This is a genomic window from Prevotella sp. DNF00663 (genome assembly GCF_001553265.1).
Taxonomy (GTDB): domain Bacteria; phylum Bacteroidota; class Bacteroidia; order Bacteroidales; family Bacteroidaceae; genus Prevotella.
The window spans coordinates 1-22,728 of record NZ_KQ960598.1 but is presented as its reverse complement, the minus strand read 5'-3'; the positions used below and the strand labels follow the sequence as shown (position 1 = coordinate 22,728).

The 22,728-nt window shown below is 42.8% G+C and carries 19 protein-coding genes and 2 pseudogenes; 11 read left to right on the top strand and 10 right to left on the bottom strand.

Going from position 1 to position 22,728, the window contains the following annotated elements; genetic code table 11:
- Window positions 1-23: 23 nt before the first annotated feature.
- The 3 genes from HMPREF3034_RS02180 to HMPREF3034_RS02170 are packed head-to-tail and all read left to right on the top strand — an operon-like array spanning window position 24 to window position 3,895.
- Window positions 24-1,115 carry a glycosyltransferase gene (locus HMPREF3034_RS02180; protein ID WP_197421717.1) on the top strand — a complete coding sequence of 364 codons (1,092 nt, stop codon included), beginning with the start codon at window positions 24-26 and terminating at the stop codon, window positions 1,113-1,115.
- Window positions 1,112-1,900: a hypothetical protein gene (locus tag HMPREF3034_RS02175; protein ID WP_036898051.1), complete on the top strand. Its 789-nt coding sequence runs from the start codon at window positions 1,112-1,114 to the stop codon at window positions 1,898-1,900. The genes HMPREF3034_RS02180 and HMPREF3034_RS02175 overlap by 4 nt, the downstream gene beginning before the upstream one ends.
- Before the next feature lie 36 nt (window positions 1,901-1,936).
- Window positions 1,937-3,895, top strand: a complete 1,959-nt coding sequence (locus tag HMPREF3034_RS02170; protein ID WP_369796355.1) for a fructose-1,6-bisphosphatase — start codon at window positions 1,937-1,939, stop codon at window positions 3,893-3,895.
- Window positions 3,896-4,171: 276 nt separating this feature from the next.
- On the opposite strand, the pseudogene HMPREF3034_RS12200 reads toward HMPREF3034_RS02170, so the two are convergent.
- The 8 genes and pseudogenes from HMPREF3034_RS12200 to aspS all read right to left on the bottom strand — a co-directional run.
- Window positions 4,172-4,444, bottom strand: a pseudogene (locus HMPREF3034_RS12200) (GDP-L-fucose synthase); the annotation flags it as partial.
- Window positions 4,395-5,460 (bottom strand): annotated as a pseudogene (gene gmd, locus HMPREF3034_RS02165) (GDP-mannose 4,6-dehydratase). The pseudogenes gmd and HMPREF3034_RS12200, both read right to left, overlap by 50 nt.
- Window positions 5,461-5,495: 35 nt before the next feature.
- Window positions 5,496-6,557: a mannose-1-phosphate guanylyltransferase gene (locus HMPREF3034_RS02160; protein ID WP_062432779.1), complete on the bottom strand. Its 1,062-nt coding sequence runs from the start codon at window positions 6,555-6,557 to the stop codon at window positions 5,496-5,498.
- Window positions 6,558-6,725: 168 nt separating this feature from the next.
- Complete coding sequence (gene xylA, locus HMPREF3034_RS02155; RefSeq protein ID WP_062432776.1) at window positions 6,726-8,045, bottom strand: xylose isomerase; 1,320 nt, start codon at window positions 8,043-8,045, stop codon at window positions 6,726-6,728.
- A 24-nt stretch (window positions 8,046-8,069) separates the two neighbouring features.
- Entirely contained in the window at window positions 8,070-9,566 is a 1,497-nt protein-coding gene (locus tag HMPREF3034_RS02150) for a xylulokinase (protein ID WP_062432913.1), read from the bottom strand.
- Between the two features lie 77 nt (window positions 9,567-9,643).
- Complete coding sequence (locus HMPREF3034_RS02145; protein WP_062432773.1) at window positions 9,644-9,976, bottom strand: hypothetical protein; 333 nt, start codon at window positions 9,974-9,976, stop codon at window positions 9,644-9,646.
- A gap of 77 nt (window positions 9,977-10,053) precedes the next feature.
- Window positions 10,054-10,347, bottom strand: coding sequence for a winged helix-turn-helix domain-containing protein (locus HMPREF3034_RS02140; protein ID WP_036898037.1), 294 nt, complete (start codon window positions 10,345-10,347; stop codon window positions 10,054-10,056).
- Between the two features lie 157 nt (window positions 10,348-10,504).
- Entirely contained in the window at window positions 10,505-12,265 is a 1,761-nt protein-coding gene (gene aspS, locus HMPREF3034_RS02135) for an aspartate--tRNA ligase (RefSeq protein WP_062432770.1), read from the bottom strand.
- A gap of 445 nt (window positions 12,266-12,710) precedes the next feature.
- Between aspS and HMPREF3034_RS02130 the strand changes: the two genes are divergently transcribed.
- The 4 genes from HMPREF3034_RS02130 (at window position 12,711) to HMPREF3034_RS02115 (ending at window position 15,109) form a co-directional block, all read left to right on the top strand.
- A complete protein-coding gene (locus HMPREF3034_RS02130) occupies window positions 12,711-13,100 on the top strand; it encodes a DUF1573 domain-containing protein (protein ID WP_036898031.1) in 390 nt (129 codons plus the stop codon).
- A gap of 146 nt (window positions 13,101-13,246) precedes the next feature.
- Window positions 13,247-14,017, top strand: a complete 771-nt coding sequence (locus HMPREF3034_RS02125; protein WP_036898028.1) for an EFR1 family ferrodoxin — start codon at window positions 13,247-13,249, stop codon at window positions 14,015-14,017.
- 28 nt (window positions 14,018-14,045) lie between these two features.
- Complete coding sequence (locus tag HMPREF3034_RS02120) at window positions 14,046-14,384, top strand: hypothetical protein (protein WP_156431017.1); 339 nt, start codon at window positions 14,046-14,048, stop codon at window positions 14,382-14,384.
- Between the two features lie 317 nt (window positions 14,385-14,701).
- Window positions 14,702-15,109, top strand: coding sequence for a hypothetical protein (locus HMPREF3034_RS02115; RefSeq protein WP_062432764.1), 408 nt, complete (start codon window positions 14,702-14,704; stop codon window positions 15,107-15,109).
- A 25-nt stretch (window positions 15,110-15,134) separates the two neighbouring features.
- Here the strand turns inward: HMPREF3034_RS02115 and HMPREF3034_RS02110 are convergent, their stop codons facing one another.
- Both HMPREF3034_RS02110 and HMPREF3034_RS02105 read right to left on the bottom strand, forming a co-directional pair.
- The gene (locus HMPREF3034_RS02110) at window positions 15,135-15,809 is read right to left on the bottom strand and encodes a YggS family pyridoxal phosphate-dependent enzyme (RefSeq protein ID WP_036898019.1); all 675 of its coding nucleotides are present in this window, start codon (window positions 15,807-15,809) and stop codon (window positions 15,135-15,137) included.
- A 2-nt stretch (window positions 15,810-15,811) separates the two neighbouring features.
- Window positions 15,812-16,330 carry a DUF4494 domain-containing protein gene (locus HMPREF3034_RS02105; RefSeq protein ID WP_036898016.1) on the bottom strand — a complete coding sequence of 173 codons (519 nt, stop codon included), beginning with the start codon at window positions 16,328-16,330 and terminating at the stop codon, window positions 15,812-15,814.
- Window positions 16,331-16,504: 174 nt separating this feature from the next.
- On the opposite strand from HMPREF3034_RS02105, the gene HMPREF3034_RS02100 reads away from it, so the two are divergent.
- The 4 genes from HMPREF3034_RS02100 to HMPREF3034_RS02085 all read left to right on the top strand — a co-directional run bounded on the left by HMPREF3034_RS02100 (window position 16,505) and on the right by HMPREF3034_RS02085 (window position 22,688).
- Window positions 16,505-17,716, top strand: coding sequence for a pyridoxal phosphate-dependent aminotransferase (locus tag HMPREF3034_RS02100; RefSeq protein WP_036898013.1), 1,212 nt, complete (start codon window positions 16,505-16,507; stop codon window positions 17,714-17,716).
- An 11-nt stretch (window positions 17,717-17,727) separates the two neighbouring features.
- Window positions 17,728-18,975, top strand: coding sequence for an ABC transporter permease (locus tag HMPREF3034_RS02095; protein WP_036898010.1), 1,248 nt, complete (start codon window positions 17,728-17,730; stop codon window positions 18,973-18,975).
- A gap of 374 nt (window positions 18,976-19,349) precedes the next feature.
- On the top strand, window positions 19,350-21,017 hold the full coding sequence (locus tag HMPREF3034_RS02090; protein ID WP_036898008.1) for an AMP-binding protein: 1,668 nt from the start codon (window positions 19,350-19,352) through the stop codon (window positions 21,015-21,017).
- A gap of 3 nt (window positions 21,018-21,020) precedes the next feature.
- Window positions 21,021-22,688 carry an AMP-binding protein gene (locus HMPREF3034_RS02085; RefSeq protein ID WP_062432760.1) on the top strand — a complete coding sequence of 556 codons (1,668 nt, stop codon included), beginning with the start codon at window positions 21,021-21,023 and terminating at the stop codon, window positions 22,686-22,688.
- Window positions 22,689-22,728: the final 40 nt, after the last annotated feature.

Sequence of the window (22,728 nt, the reverse complement as noted above, 5' to 3'; positions counted from 1 at the left end):
TTTTATTATCTGTTATTGCATCGTTGGCAAGTCCTTTTCTTCGCAAATTGACCATCAATACCGAAGAAGACGATTTGTCCGGTGAGCAAAAACAGCCTTTACCGGGAATCAGTATCATTATTCCGGCTCATAAAGGAGCTGCTTTCTTAGAAGAAAACCTCCCCTATTTCTTACAACAACAATATACCTCACCTTTCCAAGTGGTGGTGGTGGCTGAGAAGGGAGATACAGATACAGAAGATGTACTCAAGAGATTAGGAGCCAGCGACAAACTCTATGCCACCTTCCTTCCCATGTCTTCCCGGTACATGAGCAGACGAAAACTTGCCATAACCGTCGGTGTTAAGGCCGCTAAATACGAATGGTGCCTATTAACCGAGGCTAGTTGCAGACCCGATAGTGACTTTTGGCTTGCTTCAATGGCCACCGCCATGCACGAAGATAAAGCTATCGCGATGGGATATACTCACTTCCCCGACGACAAAGTAACCGACTATCAACACTTCCAACACTTCTCTAAAGCTAGACAGATGTTCCGTTCCATACAACGTGGACATAGCTATGGATGTAATTGTGCGAATCTAGCATTCCGTAAAACAGTCTTTATGGAAGGCAATGGATTCCTTGGCAATCTTCATTTAATACGTGGAGAGTATGATTTTATCGTCAACAAATTCTCCACAGAAGACAACTCTTCCTTAGCAATCTCGCCAACTTGTTGGCTCACCGATATGGACGTGAGTCCCAAAACATGGACCAACAACCGGCTTTTCTATCGTGAATCAAAGAAATATATGCGTGGAAGTTTCAGATATAAATTTCCTATATTCATGGACAATCTGTTGCTTCACTTCTGTTTTTTGGCTAATATTGCATCTATCATCTATGCATCTATCATCAATAATTGGATATTGCTGGGTGCCTCTATCACTGCTTTATTCATCTTGTTTATTTGGCGTACACTCGCCTGCTCTAGCGCTTTAGCTAAATTCAGTACCCATATTTCCCCATTCAAACTCTTTTTCTTCCAGTTGAGAAGTGTATGGACAAACTGTCGATACGCCATCAAACATCACTTTGCTGACAAATACGAATTTACAAGTCATAAACTATGAGAATACAGGTCGTAACAAGTTCTGTTATTAAAAGGGAATCTCTCGCTGCACAATACATCTCTACGATACAGCATGAGTTATCCCGTGAAGGTGTAAACTTCGCGGAAAGCAAGAACGTAGACCTTATTCATGTCATGGGAGAATTGGATTTTTCGAGGCTTCAATGTATCAAAACAGCTAATTCAAAATTGATTCCCATCCTCTATAGTCCACTGGCATCCATGGTTCCATGGCACCATTCCCCGCTTCAACATTCATTAAAACGACGCAATCTCACATTCCATGCCATGGGCAGACATGAGAAACAATACATCCAACAACGTTTCCAAACACATAAAGTATATCTGGTCAAAAACCCCATCATTACAAACGACGAAGCAAGCAACGACTTATACAGGCAATTATTAGACCTATATATAAAGGTAACAACCGCACACGATCAACAGATACGTAGCCAAATCAAGCAACAAGTTGATAAGTTTGATAGTACAGACTCACCAATACATAAACTATGTAGTGAGTTCTTGTACGCCCAATATTTATTCAATAGAGATGGGCTCACCCCCACTTTCGTCCAACAACTAACCAACGAGATGCTAACATCCGATTACGATGAAGACCGAATGGGCGAGATATTACAGCAATTAAAAATACATCCTTTTGTGGCAAGTCTTGAACAAGCCATGCTACAAGAGACTTCTCTCACCGAAGGATTCATTCCTATTCCGGCCATCAACGACCGAAGAGCACAAAAAATAGTAGAAATGATAACACAAAAATATTAAGCTAAAATGACAAAACAAGATACAATTAACAAGGACATGAGATATTTACAGCTGCTGGCGCAATCATTCCCGACAGTGGCTGAAGCCAGTACAGAGATTATAAACCTGCAAGCCATCTTGAATCTTCCGAAAGGAACGGAACATTTCTTAGCCGACATTCATGGTGAATATGAGGCTTTCCAGCACGTACTGAAGAATGCATCGGGTAACATCAAACGAAAAGTCAACGAGCTCTTTGGCAACTCTTTACGCGAATACGAGAAACGAGAACTTTGTACACTCATCTACTATCCGGAACAAAAATTGGAACTTGTCAAGTCCAAAGAGACGGATATCATTGACTGGTATAGAATCACCATCCACCAACTCGTGGCTGTATGCCGCGACGTATCAAGCAAATATACACGCTCGAAAGTAAGGAAATCATTACCAAACGGATTCTCTTACATCATTCAGGAACTCCTCCACGAGCGTACCGAAGACACAAATAAGACGGCATACGTCAATGTCATCATCGATACTATTATCTCTACGGGACGAGCCGACGACTTTATTATTGCCATCGCCAATGTCATTCAACGGCTAGCCATTGACCGCTTGCACATTCTCGGCGACATCTTCGACCGTGGTCCGGGTGCTCATATCATTCTCGACACCATGGCCTCGCGCCACAATTGGGACATGCAATGGGGCAACCACGATATACTTTGGATGGGAGCCTGTGCCGGAAACGATGCATGTATTTGCAATGTCATCCGGCTGTCTCTGCGCTATGCCAACCTGACAACACTGGAAGAGGGATACGGTATCAATCTTATCTCATTGGCTACATTTGCCATGGAGACTTATGGAGACGATGAATGCAAGGAGTTTATACCCAAACTGATAGGCGATAATAAGAATACTGATGATAAATCAGTGCGCCTCATGGCACTCATGCACAAAGCCATTGCCGTGCTACAGTTCAAAGCCGAGGCTCAACTCTTCGAACGAAATCCGTCATGGGACATGCAAGATAGAGAGCTATTCAAAAACATCGACTACAAGAAAGGCACCATCATGCTCACCGGTAAAGAGTATCCACTAACCAGCAACAACTTCCCTACCATCGACCCGGAGCATCCGTGCGACATGACAGAAGAAGAAACTGCACTGATGAGCAAGCTACATCATTCGTTCATGGTGTGCGAAAAACTTCACAAACATATCCGCCTGCTCCTGCAGCATGGTTGTATGTATGCCATTTACAACAACAATTTACTCTTCCATGCTTCTATTCCGCTCAACGAAGATGGTAGTCTCAAGGACGTAGAAATAGCTAAAGGACAAGTATATCAAGGACGTGAGCTCATGCATCACACCGGAATGCTCATTCGTTCTGCATTCCAAAACGACACTCCGCCAGCCGAACGTCAATATGCTATCGACTATTTCCTCTATCTATGGTGCGGTCCCGATAGCCCACTCTTCGATAAAAGCAAAATGGCTACATTCGAACGATATTTCATCGAAGACAAAGCTACACACAAAGAAGAGAAAGGAAACTACTTCAAACTGAGGGATAGCGAGGCTGTAGCCGACCGAATACTGGATGCTTTCAGTGTAAATGGTACAAATAGGCACATCATCAACGGGCACGTACCGGTGCATGCCGGCAGCGGAGAAAATCCCATCAAGGCCAACGGAAAACTGATGGTGATAGATGGCGGCTTCTCAGAAGCATACCACAAAGAGACTGGTATAGCCGGATATACACTTGTATACCATAGCCGCGGACTCCAGTTGGTACAACACGAGCCCTTCACGAGCGCAGCCGATGCAGTACAACGAGGAACCGATATCAAGAGCACAACGCAGATTGTTGAGCTAAGTAGTCAACGTATGCTGGTGGCTAATACTGACAAGGGCGAAGAGCTAAACCGCCAAATCAAAGATCTTGAGAAACTACTCTATGCTTATCGGCACGGTCTCATAACCGAAAGAGAGTCGAAATAAACTTCATCCTAGTATAAAAGGTGGCAATAGCATATATGTTATTGCCACCTTTTTAATATTACAGTATAATATAGTTAACTTATATATAGGAATATAACAATTACTAAACAAGCCTACCTGTCTACTCGTCTACTTATCAACGACATTACTGCAAAGCCCCAACAACATTGCTGAAAAGTCCAAACAGTAAAACAGCAACGGCTTGACAGCGATTCTGCCAAGCCATTGCAATGATTCAACTAGATTGTACTTTATAAGAGATATAGAGTACAAAAACTATTCTAATGACTGCTTATACCAATCAAAAAGGCGTCGAACACCATCTTCTATCTCAACATGATGCTTCCAACCTAACTGATGTAGCTTCGACACATCAATTAATTTCCGTGGTGTTCCATCCGGATTTGAAGTATCAAAATACACTTCTCCCGTAAACCCGACAGTATCAACAACTAGTTGAGAAAGTTCTTTGATAGTAAGTTCTTTACCTGTTCCTACATTAATATGACAATTGCGAATTTCTCCCAATTGCGGTATTGCTCCACCTCTTATCATGTTCTATCATGATACGAATGAGTTCTTCAAAAGATGTCTTGGCAGGATTCCAACCTAATACAGTCTTTGCTTTTGTAGGATCACCCAGCAATTCCTCAACCTCAGCCGGGCGGAAATACTTGGGATCTACTTCTACCAACACTTTACCGGTAGCCTTGTCAATGCCCTTTTCATCAATACCTTCACCTTGCCATTCCAATTCTATTCCCACATGCCGGAATGAGATTGTAACAAATTCTCGGACGGTATGATATTCACCGGTAGCTATTACAAAATCGTCAGGTTGAGATTGTTGCAGCATCAACCACATACATTCCACATAATCCTTGGCATACCCCAGTCACGTCGAGCATCCAAATTCCCCAAATACAGTTTCTCTTGGTATCCTTGAACTATACGGCAAGCAGCCAAAGTAATCTTACGAGTAACAAAATTTTCACCTCTACGTTCGCTCTCATGATTGAAAAGAATACCATTGCAACAGTACATACCATAGCTCTCACGATAATTCTTCATAATCCAAAAGCCATACAATTTTGCTACACTGTAAGGTGAACACGGATAAAAAGGCGTAGTTTCGCGCTGAGGAACCTCTTGTACCTTTCCAAACAGTTCTGATGTACTTGCTTGATAAATCTTACAAGTGTGCTCCAACCCACAAATACGTACGGCTTCTAAGAGTCTTAATACACCTATAGCATCTGTATCGGCCGTATATTCAGGCACGTCAAACGATACTTTCACATGACTTTGTGCCGCTAGATTGTAGATTTCAGTAGGCTTAGTCTCAGAAATGACACGTATCAAAGATGAAGAATCGGTCATATCTGCCCAATGCAGATTGACAAGGCGTTGTTTCTTCATATCGCGAACCCATTCATCCAAGTATAAATGTTCTATACGTCCGGTATTGAAAGAAGAAGAACGACGTAGCAAGCCGTGCACTTCGTATCCCTTTGATATTAAAACTCTGCCAAATAACTGCCATCTTGGCCTGATATTCCTGTAATTTATGCTACTTTTTTATCCATCATTTATTATATTTTTACTCACTATACTGTTTGATTTTCTGCTCTTCAGATAGTTTACATATCAAGAGTGTATTGTCTTTCTCAGCTACAATATAGCCATCAAGTCCTTGGACGACAACCTTCTTTTCTTGCATAGTATGCACTATACAGTTGTGGCTATCAAAAAATCGAATATTTTCACCAATACCACAGTTTCCATATAAGTCTTTATGACTCTTCATCAAGAGACTCCCCCACGTACCTAAATCGCTCCAACCGAAGTTTGCCGGACACACGAAAATTTCTTCGGCTTTCTCCATGATAGCATAGTCAACGGAGATATTCTCACATTCTGCATAACGCTGATCTATGATTTCCTGTTCCTTAGGAGTTCCCAATACAGGCAGCATACTCTCAAACAACTTACCCATCGTGGGTTGATAAACTCTGAAAGCGTTGACTATCGTCTCTACACTCCACAAGAATATACCTGCATTCCAGTAATAGTTATTCTGTCGTATATATTCTGTTGCAGTCTGTAAATCTGGCTTTTCGCGGAACGAGTCAACACGGAATATCTCTTTATTACGCGGCGAACGTGCTGTCAAATCAGCTTGTATGTAGCCATAACCCGTCTCCGGACAGTCAGCTTTCATACCCAATGTGACAATAGCATCGGTCTCACTGGTAAACTGTAAACACGAAGAGATGACCCGTTGAAACTCTATGATATCGGTAACAATATGGTCGCTAGGCGATACGACGACATTTGCCTTGGAAGATTTGGCCTTGATACGCCAACTAACATAGGCAATACAAGGTGCCGTATTGCGCCGACAAGGCTCTAACAATATATTTTCTACCGGAACTTCAGGTAACTGTTCTTTAACAAGTGCTTCATACTTTCGATTCGTAACAACCCAAACATTCTCCGAAGGACAAAGGCCTTTAAAACGATCAAAAGTGAGTTGGAGCAGTGTTCTTCCTACGCCTAGAATATCTATAAACTGTTTTGGAAGTTCTTCGGTGCTCATTGGCCAAAATCGGCTTCCTACACCACCAGCCATAATGACTAAATGATTGTTTGCGATAACCATAAGATTAATTCTTCATTTTATATAGTTACAAATATAGGCAAAATATTCCATACCTGCATCGATACAAAATTTTATTTACCGTTTAGTCTCTGTATTAGGCATAAAAATAGGAGAAACCCGTTCAAAGGTCTCTCCTATCCATGTTTATAGCGTAATCTTTATCGTGCCTTATTTAGAATATAAAGCTACGATAGTCTCATAAAGTTCTTGCTTACCTGACAATTGTTTAGGCTCACCATTCTTCTTTGCATAGTCTACCAACTGCTCCAAGCTGACCTTTCCATCCTCAAATTCCTTGCCCATACCGCTGTCGAAGCTAGCATAACGAGACTTCAACATTTGAGGAAGTTCGCTCTCTTCAAGAATAGCTGCGGCATTCTCAAGCGCACGTGCCATGGCATCCATACCACTGATGTGGGCAATAAATATATCTTCAGGGTCGGTAGAGTTACGGCGAATCTTTGCATCGAAGTTGCTACCGCCATTGCCTAAGCCACCATTACGGATAATCTGCATCATGGCTTGAGTCAATTCAAAATTGTCAATGGGGAATTGGTCGGTGTCCCAACCGTTCTGTGCATCACCTCGGTTAGCATCAATGCTACCCAACATACCATTATCTACAGCAACAGCCAATTCATGCTCGAAGGTATGACCAGCCAATGTAGCGTGGTTAACTTCGATATTTACCTTGAAATCTTTGTCTAAATTGTGAGCACGCAAGAACCCGATAACGGTCTCTACATCTACATCGTACTGATGTTTTGTAGGCTCCATAGGTTTCGGTTCGATAAGGAATGTACCTGTAAAACCTTTAGCACGAGCATAGTCACGAGCCGCTATAAGCATTTGAGCCAAGTGCTCTTTCTCACGTTGCATCTGTGTATTGAGCAGAGACATGTATCCTTCGCGACCGCCCCAGAACACATAATTGGTACCACCAAGTTTGATAGTTGCATCAATAGCATTCTTGATTTGAACGGCAGCACGAGCCACTACGTCGAAGTTAGGATTCGTTGCGGCACCATTCATATAACGCTTATCACTGAACACATTGGCTGTTCCCCAAAGCAACTTAACGTTACTTGCCTTCATCTTCTCAAGAGCATAATCGGTAATCTCCTTCATATTCTGCTCATACTCAGCAATATCATCAGAGGGATCACACAAGTCTACGTCGTGGAAACAGAAATACTCGATACCCAACTTCTCCATGATTTCGAAGCCAGCATCCATCTTATCCTTGGCACGTTGGATGGCACTGTCGGCATGATCCCATGCATAATCGCGGGTTTGTCCACCAAATTGGTCGCTACTTGCGGCTCCGAGCGTATGCCACCAAGCCATTGCAAACTTCAACCAGTCCTTCATTTTCTTCCCAGCAACAACTTTTTCTGGGTTGTAATAGTGGAATGCTAGGAGATTTTTGCTATCTGTTCCTTCGAAAGGAATCTTACCAATCTGTGGAAAATACTCTTTTGTCATCATCTTGTAGTTTCTTAATTTAAGTTCTTATTGATTTATATTTTTGTTCAATATTGATTTCCAACGCTCATAAGCATCGGTATACGAAGTCTTCAAATGCTCTTCCGGTTCAATCACAGCCAGTTTTTTGAGCGTAGCAAATGCCTCATCATGATTCTTATAAATACCTGCACCAATACCCGCTCCTTTTGCAGCTCCAACGCTACCATCGGTCTCGTAGAGTTCAATGGTGGCTCCGCTGACTCCTGCCAAAGTATTTCTAAACAGCGGACTTAGGAACATATTAGCATGACCAGCATGTATCTTACGAATGTCCATACCCATATCCCGCATGATTTCCATGCCATAACAGAAGCTAAAGACGATGCCTTCTTGAGCCGCTCTGACGATATAAGCCTTCGAATGCTTATTGAAATTCAAGCCATGGATAGAACAATCGACTTCTTTATTCTCCAACACACGCTCAGAACCATTACCAAACGGGATGATACTCACGCCCTCTGATCCGACCGGAACGGTCTCTGCCATTTTGTTCATATCGGCATAACTGATGTCAGGAGTAACGTTTCGATGTACCCAAGCATTCAAGATACCGGTACCATTGATACACAACAACACACCCAAACGGTCCTCTTCTAATGTATAATTGGCATGTGCAAAAGTATTGACCCGGCTCTTTACGTCGTAATTTACATCGCCCAAAACACCATAAACCACCCCAGAAGTACCCGCCGTAGAAGCTATTTCACCGGGGTTAAAGACATTCAAACTCACCGCATTATTGGGTTGGTCGCCAGCTCTATAAGATATAGGTGTACCTTTCTTCAAACCGGTTTCGGCAGCCGCCTCACTAGAAACTTCACCTTGTACGGCAAAAGTCGGGACAATATGAGCCAATATATGCTCATCAAAACCATAATAATCCAAAAGCGATTTGGCCGGACATTTGTCTTTAAAGTCCCACATCATGCCCTCAGACAAGCCACTAATAGTGGTGCAAACATCACCGGATAGCTTCATCGCAATGTAATCTCCGGGCAGCATAATCTTATCTATACGCTCGTAAAGTACCGGCTCATTTGCCTTTACCCAAGCTAATTTGGAGGCCGTAAAATTACCGGGTGAATTCAATAAATGACCCAGACAATAGTCTGTCCCCAGCTCTTTGAATGCCTTTTCACCATAAGGTACAGCACGAGAGTCACACCAAATAATACTTGGGCGAAGTACTTCCCGATTCTTATCTACACAAACCAAGCCATGCATTTGATAAGAAATACCAACAGCAAGAATCTCCTCACCAGTGATACCGCTATCAGCCATGACCTGCTTTAAGGCTAGTTTAGCATTGTCCCACCACATTTGTGGGTCCTGTTCTGCCCATCCCGTCTTCACTGCAAGCATGGGAGCTTCGCTTTTAGGATAAAAAGCTGTGGCCGCAGTCTGCCCACTTTCCACCTCTACAAGAGAGGCTTTAACCGAGCTACTACCCACATCAAAGCCTAATAAATATCTATTTGACATAAGATTCATATTATATATATTGTATAATACGAATCAAAACATGTGTTCCCTAAAAATCATTAGAAATCATCGAACACTCAAAACAAGCTCAGCGACAGGTCTTCCGGCGGACAATTCTGCTCTTCTTCTATCTCAACCTCATCGCAAAACTGGAGCATTAACTGCTGATTTCCGACATTATTCAAGTTCAACCGATACTTTCCACGCGTCTCAGTACGCTCTATAAGAGCATTCGTGGTTTTAGAATTTCTAATAAGAAATTGCTGTACATAAGCATGTACGGTAGTATATTCGACTGGTTCAAACAGCGAATTACATGCATTCAATACATGGTGTGCAATCTTCCTGACCGACAAACCATCGTTGCCGGCTTCTGCCAATACCTGTAATATCGCTGCATCGTAACTCATGTACACTATTTACAAAACATAAAAAAGGAGCTGTATTATAACAATGCAGCTCCTTATTTGGTTATTCTTAATCTAAATTAAGCCAACGCTACTAGGCTTTCGTCGCCTTTTACTTTGCCTTCTTTAAGTAGCCAACCTATTCCAAGATAGGTCTCTTCAGCGCTAATCTTTGCTGCTTTGGAAATCTCGCTAACACTAAGAGCCTTTCCAGCAGCTGCCAAAGCCTGATAAACATCGCCGGCGCGGAAGCCCACACTCTCTGCATTAAGTGCTACTACCACCTTGCGTGCAGCCGGTTTCTTTGCTGCTACCTTCTTTGTAGTCTCCTTTTTAGGAGCTGCTACTACCTTTGTTGCTTTCTTTTCTGCCATATTCTTATTTTGATTACAATTTCATCTCAATTCCTTATATTAGGAATCAGATTACTCTATTTATCACTACAAAAGTACGACAATCTTTCCATGTTCGTGCATTTTTTTACACAAAACATCTCAATAACAACTATGTAGCTCTTTTTCTTGATTTACATCAATCTTTCAAATCGACTTTCAAGTTCAATTCGTCCAATTGTTTGACATCTATTTCTGATGGAGCATCGAGCATCACATCCCTACCACTGTTGTTCTTCGGGAACGCAATACAGTCGCGAATAGAGTCCAAACCGGCCATAATGCTAACGAAACGATCGAGTCCGAAAGCCAAACCAGCGTGAGGAGGAGCACCATATTTGAATGCATTGATAAGGAAACCGAACTGAGCCATGGCTCTTTCGGGAGTGAACCCCAATATCTTGAACATACGTTCTTGCAATTTTCCATCATGGATACGAAGACTTCCACCACCTACTTCAATGCCGTTGCAGACAAAGTCGTATGCTTTGGCCCTCACTTGTTCCGGATGTTCTTCCAACAATGGAATATCATCGGGGTTAGGCATGGTGAAAGGATGATGCGTAGCCATCAATCGCTGCTCTTCATCGCTCCACTCAAACAAGGGGAAATCGACTATCCACAGACATTCAAACTTATTTTTATCGCGCAAACCAAGACGGTCACCCATCTCCAAGCGGAGCGCACACAACTGTACACGAGCTTTGTTTGCATTGTCACCACTCAGTATCAACACCAAATCTCCATCATTAGCATTCATCACTTTTTTGATTTCAGCCAACTCTTCGGGCGAGTAGAACTTGTCTACCGAACTTTTGATAGTGCCATCAGCATTATACTTAATATACACAAGGCCTTTGGCACCCACTTGTGGACGCTTCACGAAATCGGTCAAACCATCAAGTTGTTTGCGAGTATAGTCTGCACAACCAGGTACACAGATACCACCTATATATTTAGCTTCATCGAATACAGAGAAGTTTCCCTTACCTGAGAAAGCCTCTTTCAACTCAACGAACTCCATACCGAAGCGTAAATCGGGTTTATCACTACCGAAACGCCTCATCGCTTCGTGCCATGACATCTGCTGTAACTTAGCCGGTAGCTCTACGCCTCTGACTTCCTTGAAGAGCATACGACACATATCTTCAAAGATACCTATCACGTCTTCCTGATCTACAAAGCTCATTTCACAGTCTACCTGTGTAAATTCGGGCTGACGGTCTGCACGCAAATCCTCATCACGGAAACACTTTGCTATCTGGAAATAGCGGTCGAAGCCGGCCACCATCAACAATTGTTTCAGTGTTTGCGGGCTCTGTGGCAGTGCATAGAACTGTCCCGGATTCATGCGGCTAGGCACTACGAAGTCGCGAGCACCCTCAGGTGTACTACCTATTAATATAGGTGTCTCCACCTCCATAAACTCTTTTGAGTCTAAGAAATTACGAATCAAAATGGTCATACGATGACGCAACTCCATATTCTTACGCACAGAGGCACGTCGCAAATCCAAATAACGATACTTCATACGAATATCGTCGCCACCGTCGGTATTGTCTTCTATCGTGAAAGGAGGCGTTGCGCTCTCTGATAAAACATTGAGTTCATGCACCAATATTTCTATATCACCGGTATCCAACTTCTCGTTTTTGCTCTGACGCTCGCTCACCGTACCCTTGATCTGAATACAGTATTCACGTCCCAACTTGTTGGCTCTGTCACAGAGTTCACTATCGTCTGCTTCGTTAAATACGAGCTGGGTAATACCATAACGGTCACGTAGGTCGACGAAAGTCATACCTCCCATTTTCCTCGAACGCTGAACCCATCCAGCCAAGGTAACTTCCTTACCTTGATCAGAGAGTCTTAACTCTCCACAAGTATTGCTTCTATACATATTTTTGATATTTCCTTTGTATCATGCAAAGTTATACAAAAAAAAGCATTACACAAAGAACGTACATTCTTTTATCTACATAATTAAAAGAGGAACTACCTTATTTCCCTTTCCAAAGCAAGCTATCACCAACTCCAAACATATCACTTCTCATTTCTCACTACTAAATATTCATTTCCTGCAAAGGTTTAGCAACGTTGCTGCCTAGCCTTTTCAGTAATGCTGCAAAGCCAAAACAGTACTATTGACACGCTCTTGCAGCGAATGAGGATTTAGTAGTGGGAAGTGAGAAACTGTGCTTTATCAACTGCCAAATCAACAATATAAAGAGCTAAAAGTATTCATCATTTAACGTAAATTAGATAAATATATGACTGAATAGTTGCTTGCTATCACGAAGTTTCATATCTTTGCTGCGAATTTTTAGAATCAAAAACGAGAAGAAATGAAAAAGTTTTTAAGCATCATAACAATGTTGGTAATTGGTTTGATAGCCGTTTCGGCACAAAATCAAGCCGATATTAAGTTTGATAAAGTAACCATAGATTTGGGTACTTTCTCTGAAAACAACCCTGTACAGAAATGTACTTTCACGTTTACCAACGTCGGCCAGGCACCTCTTGTCATCAATCAGGCTGTCGCAAGTTGCGGTTGTACCGTTCCCTCTTACACCAAAACACCGGTGATGCCCGGACAGAAAGGCCAAATTATGATTACCTATAATGGTAAAGGAAAGTTCCCCGGACATTTCAAGAAGAGCATTACTGTACGTTCCAATGGCCAAACAGAGATGACACGCCTATACATTGAGGGTGTGATGACAGAAGCTAAATAGTAAAATATTAATCTTACAGATACACAAAAAAACCATCCCGCATCCGCAGGATGGTTTTTTCATTACAATACATCTATTCTATCAAGGTTCTTGGTGGGCTCAAGAGAAATACTTATTTTTGTAAATGTAATATTGAGAACAAGCGAATGATTTTCTATTTTTCGGCGACAGGTAACTCCAGATGGCTCGCTAAGGAACTGGGACAAGCTACACAAGAAGAGATAATATCTATCTGTGATGCCCCAATGTTCCATTGCTATACGCTCAAAGATGATGAGCGAATAGGCTTTGTGTTTCCTGTCCACGGATGGCGACCGCCAAAAATCATGCTCGACTTTATTGCTACCCTGTCTTTCAAAGGCGATACCGATACTCATTATTGCTATACGGCCATGACTGCCGGTGACGATATTGGACGCAGTGTAGACTACCTCAACGGGTCACTCGGTCGACTCGGACTGCACACCCATGCCGCTTTCTCGCTAAAAATGCCTAATACGTATGTGGGATTACCACTTATGAACACAGATAAACCGCAAATCGTACAGGCTAAAAAGCAGGAATCAGAAAAGCTATTGCGACAATATATCCCTCGCATTCAAAATTGCGAGAACGGTATTACTCCTATCCATAAGAGCCATTGGCCTCGTATCAACTCTGATATCTTGGGAAATCTGTTTGTCAAAAGGCTTCTTACAGATAAGCCATTCAGCGTTGATGAGAGCCGTTGTGTGAAGTGTGGCATCTGCGCTGACGTCTGTCCTACAGACAATATCAAAGGCGGACTCGGCTTCCAACCAACTTGGTTGCACGCAGACAAATGTATCACGTGTTTTGCATGTTATCACTATTGTCCACATCATGCAATCGAATACGGCAGCAAGACGCGCCATAAAGGGCAATATCATTATAAATAAAACAAGTATTAATAATAGATTCTATAATATGAAGAAACCTCTACTCATCATTTTTCTACTGGTTATAACTGTATATGCATGGGGTGCAAAAGTCTTAAGTGAGCCTTTCAGTGTTACTCAATCAGATGGAACGACACTCTTGGTTACCGGACATGGAGACGAACATGTATCATGGTACACAGCTAGCGATGGCGTTATCCTCGTGCATGTAGGCTTCGAGTATTATATCGGCCAAATAGATTCTTACGGCAATTTGACGGCTTCCACCCAATTGGCTCATGAAGTTGGGCAACGTTCGGCCACCGAACAAACACTCATCAACAGTCAAAATAAGGAGGTATTTTACAAAAATGCAACTAACACATGAACTAACAAGATTCGTACACGTGAAGTTATCAAGTCGGGTGGCAGTTTCTTTCCTCATCTAAATAGCCCTAAAGCACTAGTCATTCTTGCAGAATTTCAAGACACAACTTTTAAAATCAACAAGCCCATAGAAGCATATAAGGAATACTTGAATGCTGATAAACTGAGTGATTTTGGGAATAATAACACTGCCAATATCGGCAGTATTCGAGGCTATTTTAAAGCCATGAGCTATGGAAAATTCGGCGTATAGCTCATTTTTCGCTCACTTCTGGTATACTAAGCAATACCGTCAACAATACATTAGGACATCCACGAATGACATTAGTGCCTGCCGATGGTACACTGCTGAATATATCTAATGTCACAGATATTACTTCTCAATATGCATATAAAGCTTCGGCTGCTGCCGATCCATTCCCCGGAACGGGTAACAATACGACTCTAACAGACGAAACTACGGTGAAACCTACAGTTTATAATGGGACAGCTTTAGCTAAACCTATATACAAAATCACTGAAACTGATGGCGTTATCACGTTCAATTTCTTACAAGAAAATAACGACACACCGACTGGAATCATTGGTGTTCTGGGCACAGTGGCAGAACAACTATACAAAGATAATCGCATCTACTCGATTGACGGACGATACTTAGGAACCGATAAGACACGACTACCCAAGGGTATCTACATCATCAACAGAAAGAAAGTTGTAATTCAATAAAATAAAACAATTTGGGCCGGAAGTCTTAATAGACTCTCGGCCCAAATATTGTTGTACCGACTCTAACCATCGTTGAGCCGTGTTTGATTGCCAATTGGTAATCGTGACTCATCCCCCAAGAACGCTCACAAAAGGCATCATCGGTTGGGAAATAGGTCGACTTCACTTCGTCAAAGAACTTGCGAGCAGCCTCAAACTCGCTCGTTATCTGAGTTTCATCGTCTACATTGCTAGCCATCATCATCAAGCCGCATATCTGTACATGCTTCAATTGGCGCCATGTAGAATCATTCAAGAGTTCCCGACAAGCATCTAACGTAAGGCCGTATTTCGTTTCTTCTTCGGCAATGTGCAGTTCCAGAAGTACACGAATGACCCTATCACATTTTGATGCCTGCTTTTCTATCTCCTTCAAAAGCTTCAAACTATCCACAGCCTCTATCATAGAGATGTATGGTGCGATGTATTTCACCTTGTTAGTTTGAAGATGCCCGATAAAATGCCACTCTATATCATCGGGCAACGACGCCACCTTTTTGGAGAGTTCTTGCTCATGACTCTCTCCGAAAATGCGCTGTCCCTCCTGATAGGCAGCCTCGATGTACTCATTAGGATGATACTTGCTCACCGCTACCAGTTTGACAGTAGACGGTAAATGAGACTGTACTTCGTGCAAATTACGAGCTACATCAATATCCATCTCTACTCTCCCTCTTTCTTCTCTTCGGTTGGTTGTTCGTATTCCGGCACATCGTTCACCTCCGGTTTCTTCTTTGTTACTTGATGTTCAAAAACATCCATGATTTGGGTTTCGTTGATTCCGGCTATCACATAGTCTATCATCGTGCCGCCCATAATCTCATCTATGTGCTTCACAGCAACCGGAACATTACCTGCCTGTACCAAATAAGTAACCGTAGAACGCTTTTCTTTCTCGGTCTTTTCATCAATAGTGATGAATTGAAGTTTCGCCTTATACCAGCGATCATCCAAATCTGCATCGCTAAAGAAGATCTCTCCGTACGACGCGGGCTTAATGTCTGTAATCTTAAATTCACCACTTATATAAGAAGACATCTCATTGATAATGGCATTTTCGGCCTCGGTAAAGCTCAAAGCATCAACAACATACTGCTCCGTAACCTTCTTTTGCATGCCATCTTCCATTGTTTTCTCATAACGAATCTTGGTTTCAAACCAAGAAGCTGTCCTTGATCTCATAATCTAATAATATGTATTTCTGATTTATTTTCTTCTTTGCAAAGATAATATATTTTTGACCATGAGGTGAACAATAGTCATAAAAATAAGGCGATACACAACAAAATCCAATCCATAGGTTTTCGTTTCAATTAAATATACTACCTTTGCAATTCAACAAACAATTTAGTAACGATGCCTGAAATATCTGTGCGCGGACTGGAAATGCCGGAGTCTCCTATCAGGAAGTTGGCTCCATTGGCTGCAGCCGCTAAAAAGAAAGGAACCAAGGTTTATCATCTCAATATCGGACAACCAGACCTTCCCACACCTCAATGTGGCTTGGACGCCCTCTCCCATATTGACAGAAAGATATTGGAATATTCTCCCAGCCAAGGTTATCAGAGCTATAGAGAGAAGCTTGTTGATTATTACAAGAAATACAATATTCAAGTAACAGCCGATGATATTATTATTACATCGGGTGGAAGCGAGGCTGTTTTGTTCGCTTTCATGAGTTGTTTGAATCCCGGAGACGAAATTATCGTACCCGAACCTGCCTATGCCAACTACATGGCATTTGCCATTAGTGCCGGCGCCAAGATTCGTACCATTGCCACAACCATTGAAGAGGGATTCTCATTGCCTAAAGTTGAGAAGTTCGAAGAGCTTATCAACGAGCACACACGTGCCATCATGATTTGCAATCCCAATAACCCTACGGGCTATCTATACACTCGACGAGAGATGAATCAAATACGCGATTTGGTGCGAAAGTACGACCTTTACCTCTTCTCCGACGAGGTTTACCGCGAATATATCTACACAGGTTCGCCCTATATCAGTGCTTGTCACCTCGAAGGAATCGAACAAAACGTCATCTTGATTGACTCCGTTTCCAAGCGATATTCGGAATGTGGTATCAGAATTGGTGCACTTATCACCAAGAACGAACAGGTGAGAAAGGCCGTGATGAAGTTCTGTCAAGCCCGCCTATCACCTCCTTTGATTGGTCAAATAGTAGCCGAAGCCTCCCTTGATGCCCCCGAAGCGTATTACAGAGACGTCTACGACGAATACGTAGAGCGTCGTAAATGCTTAATAGACGGCCTAAACCGCATTCCCGGTGTGTACTCCCCCATTCCTATGGGAGCCTTCTATACCGTAGCAAAAATACCCGTCGACGACAGTGAAAAGTTCTGTCGATGGTGCTTAGAAGAGTTTACTTACGAGGGAGAAACCGTCATGATGGCCCCGGCAGCAGGTTTCTACACCACTCCCGGAGCCGGAATCAACCAAGTACGTATAGCATATGTACTTAAGAAAGAAGACTTGGAGCGTGCCCTCATCGTCTTGCGCAAGGCGTTGGAGGCCTATCCCGGTCGCGTAGACGAGGAACTACCATAAAACGATTAAGCTTGAACTTCCCCTTATTCATAGCCAAACGCATCTACAGCGATACGGGCGATAAGCGCAAAGTATCGCTCCCTGCCATCCGAATAGCCACTGCCGGAGTAGCTATCGGACTTGCCGTGATGATAGTATCTGTATGTGTAGTATTGGGATTCAAGCATACCATCCGCGATAAGGTCATCGGATTTGGCAGCCATATTCAGGTAGCTAACTTCATGACACAGCAATCCTCTGAGTCCTACCCCATCCAAATGGGCGACTCGATGATACGTGTCATTAAGACCATTCCGGGTGTCAAGCATGTGGAACGCTTTGCCACTGCACGCGGAATACTCAAGACCGACAATGATTTTATGGGTGTTTTACTCAAAGGTGTAGGTCCCGAGTTCGACTCCACCTTCCTCCATCAGAATATGATAGATGGCAGTATACCCACTTTCAGTGACCAAAAATCGACCAATAAAATACTTGTTTCGGCATCAATGGCGTCGAAAATGAATCTGAAATGTGGCCAACGCATCTTCGCTTACTTCATTGATAACAACGGGATACACGTACGCCGGTTCACCATATCGGGCATTTATCAGACCAATCTATCACAATACGACAACGCCATCTGCTTTACCGACCTATACACAGCGGTGAAATTGAATAATTGGGAAGCCGATCAAGCCACTGGAGCAGAGATTACCGTAACCGACTTCAATCGTCTCTACGAGACCGCAGCAGCCATGGTGGACAAGGTTAACCGTAGCATTGACAAATATGGAGAGACCTACTCGTCGCAAACCATTCAGGAAATCAACCCACAGATATTCTCTTGGCTCGACCTGCTCGACCTGAATGTATGGATTATCTTGGCCTTAATGGTATGTGTAGCCGGTGTAACGATGGTTTCCGGACTGCTTATCATTATATTGGAACGCACGTCTATGATAGGTTTACTCAAAGCAATGGGCGCACAAAACAAGACTATTCGCCACACATTCTTGTGGTTTGCAGCATTCATTATTGGCCGCGGACTGCTCATCGGAAATCTTATCGGGCTCGGCCTTATAGCCCTGCAACACTTCACCCACTTGGTGAAGCTCGACCCAACCACATACTATGTCAACACCGTACCGGTGGAATTCAATTTCCCCCTCATCATTCTCTTAAATGTAGCAACCTTGTTGATAAGCCTATTTATACTGATAACACCGAGCTACCTCATCTCGCATATCCATCCGGCTAAGTCTATGCGATATGAATAAAAGTATTTTTCCAATTGCCAAAGCACCCTTTTATCAGTCATAAATTCTTACATCTAACAGCCAAACAAGTCCACTTGTTTACGCAGAAACTACTCTTTTCTCACTCCAAACAACTCGCTCATCTCACTGCTGAGCTGTGGCAACATTGCTAAACCGGCTTTGCAGGAATTCTGTTCGGTTGTTGCAGCGATGTTGCCACGCCCCTGCAGTCATTCCATACCAATGTATTCTATATCCGAACAAGAATAGTTGATATGACTACATATCCTATATTACCTTTTCAAAGGTTCATAGACAGCCCTAAAAATTGCACATAAAGTTTTGTATTGTGCACCTAAATCATTACCTTTGCACAATATTTTGATTTTTGTGCAATGGAATTAATACCCAGCTTCAATAAGTATATAGAACACAGTATCAAAGAAAATTGGTATAAAGATGCCCTGACCGACTACAAAGGGGCAACATTACAATATCACGATGTAGCAAGAAAGATAGAGAAACTCCATATACTGTTCGAGAACAGCGGTATTAACTGTGGAGATAAGATTGCTATTTGTGGTAGAAACAGTAGCAACTGGGCCGTTGTGTTCATGGCTGTTTTGACCTATGGTGCAGTGGCCGTCCCCATACAAAACGAATTCACTCCCGACCAGATTTACCACATTGTAAATCACAGCGAATCCAAACTTTTGTTTGTAGGTGACGTGGTTTCCACCACGATTGAGCCAAACCAAATGCCCAATTTGGAAGGCGTGGTTTATATACCAGACTTTTCTATCATCGTTTCACGCTCTGAAAAGCTGACGTATGCACGCGAACATCTGAACGAAATATTCGGTCTGCGGTATCCCAAATACTTCCGTCCGGAGCACATTAAGTATTACGAAGACAAGAACGAAGACCTCGCACTCATCAATTATACCAGTGGTACCACAGGATTTTCAAAGGGAGTAATGCTGCCTTTTAGAACTTTATCGAGTAATCTAGAGGGACTTTCGGAGTCTATCTCCGGGCATATTCCAGCAGGAAGCAATGTGCTGAACATTTTACCTATGGCTCACATGTATGGTATGATGGCAGAGTTTATCTTGGAATTCTGCCATGGAAACCATCTCTTCTTCCTCACTCGCCTTCCCAGTCCCTCATTCATTCAGGAGGCAATGATGGAAGTTAAGCCGGCCATTGTGGTTGCCGTACCACTTATTCTTGAGAAGATTATCCGCAAAAAGATATTCCCACAGATTCAAAACAACAAGGTAAAGTTACTGTGGAGAATGCCTGTGATACAGAAAAGACTGAAAGAAAGAATCTGTCAAATGGTGAAAGATACATTTGGAGGCAACCTATATGAGATTATCATCGGTGGTGCACCCATGAACACAGAGATTGAAGCATTCCTTGTATCCATTGACTTTCCCATCACAATGGGTTATGGTACGACCGAAACTGCGCCCATGATAACCTATAGCGATTGGACTAATTTCGTGCCAGGTTCATGTGGAACGGTGGTCAAAAACATGGAGATAAAGGTGAAAAGCAGCGATCCGGAGAACATTCCGGGCGAGCTTATTACCCGTGGAGCAAACGTCATGGTGGGCTACTACAAGAATTTGGAAGCCACAAAGGCAGTACTAGACGATAATGGATGGTATCATACCGGCGACTTAGCGACCGTAAGTGCCGATGGACATGTCTTCATCAAAGGGCGTATCAAGAATATGTTGTTAGGCGCCAATGGCCAAAACGTATATCCTGAAGAAATAGAAGACAAGCTCAACTCGATGGCAATGGTCAGTGAAAGTCTCATCGTACAGAATGGCAACGCCCTTGTAGGATTGGTACATCCGGACTTTGAAGAAGCTGAGAGCATGGGCTTCTCCAACGAAGACATACAAAGTATTATGGAGCAGAACCGCCAAGAGCTCAACTCTGTTTTACCCTCATTCTGCAAATTGTCTTCTATTAAATTACACGAAGAAGAATTTCAAAAGACACCTAAAAAGAGTATCAAACGGTATCTATATCAAAATATCGAATAATCTATGACAGGGAATATTCCAAGCTTTAACGCTTTAATTCAGAAAACAATAGTTGATCATTGGGAACAAAATGCATTGACCGACTTCAAAGGTATGACCTTACAATACCATGATGTAGCTAGAAAGATAGAAAAGCTGCACATCATGTTTGAGAACTGTGGTATCGAACGAGGCGACAAGATTGCAATTGCCGGTAGAAACAGTGCCAACTGGGCTGTAGCTTTCCTTGCTACACTTACTTACGGAGCCGTAGCTGTACCCATTCTACACGAGTTTACGGCCGACCAAATACACAATATCGTCAACCACAGCGAGTCGAAACTGCTCTTCGCAGGAGACGTTGTGACTACCGAGATCGACGCAACGAAGATGCCGGCATTGGAAGGTATCATCTATATACCGGACAATTCACTGATTCTTTCGCGTACAGATAAATTGACATACGCACGCGAACATCTGAACGAGATGTTCGGTAAGAAGTTCCCGAAGTACTATCGTAAGGAGCATGTCAACTACTATATAGAACAGAGTCCCGATGAATTGGCACTCATTAACTACACCAGTGGTACGACAGGATTCTCTAAAGGCGTAATGATTCCTTATCGTGCACTGTGGAGCAATTACGATTTTGCAGAGCATGTACTTGGTAGTCACCTCAAGAAAGGATCAAAAGTCATCAGCATTTTGCCTATGGCACACATGTATGGTATGTCGTTCGAGTTCCTATTTGAGTTCAACAAGGGATGTCATATCTATTACTTGACACGCATACCCAGCCCTGCCATCATTGCACAAGCATTCTCAGAGGTGAAACCGGACGTCATTATCGCGGTACCACTCATCATTGAGAAGATTATCAAGAAGAAGGTATTCCCGAAGATACAGAACAATAAGATGCGCTTGTTGCTAAACATGCCGATGGTTAGCAAGAAGGTAAAAGAGAAGATTTGCGACCTTGTAACCGATGCGTTCGGTGGCAAATTCTACGAAGTTATTATTGGTGGAGCCGCTCTAAACCAAGAAGTTGAGCAGTTTTTACAGCAAATCAAGTTCAAATATACAGTGGGCTATGGCGCCACAGAGTGTGCTCCCATCATCGCTTATGCCGATTATCAGACTTTCGTACCGGGCAGTTGTGGTCGCAGTGTGGTCCATATGGATGTGAAGATAGACAGTCCCGACCCTGCCAATGTGCCCGGTGAAATTCTAGCCAGAGGCTTGAATGTGATGCTGGGATATTATAAAAATGAGGAAACTACCAAGCAAACAATCGACTCAGAGGGATGGTATCACACCGGCGACTTGGGGACAATGGACGAGGAAGGCAACATCTTCATCAAAGGACGTTCAAAAAATATGCTGCTAGGAGCGAATGGACAAAACATCTATCCCGAAGAAGTGGAAGACCAATTGAACTCCATGGCACTGGTAAACGAGAGTGTCGTGATACAAGATGGAGACAAACTGATAGGATTGGTTCACCCGGATTACGAAGAAGCCTCATCGCTATCGTTTAATAACGAAGACCTACAAAACGTGATGGAACAAAACCGTCAAGAGCTTAACCAAAAGCTACCATCATATTGTAAACTGTCGGCTATCGAGATACATGAGGAGGAATTCGAGAAGACACCAAAGAAAAGTATTAAGCGTTACCTCTATACTAGGTAATAAAAGAAAAAAGAGGGTGTGTCAAAATTGATACCCCCTC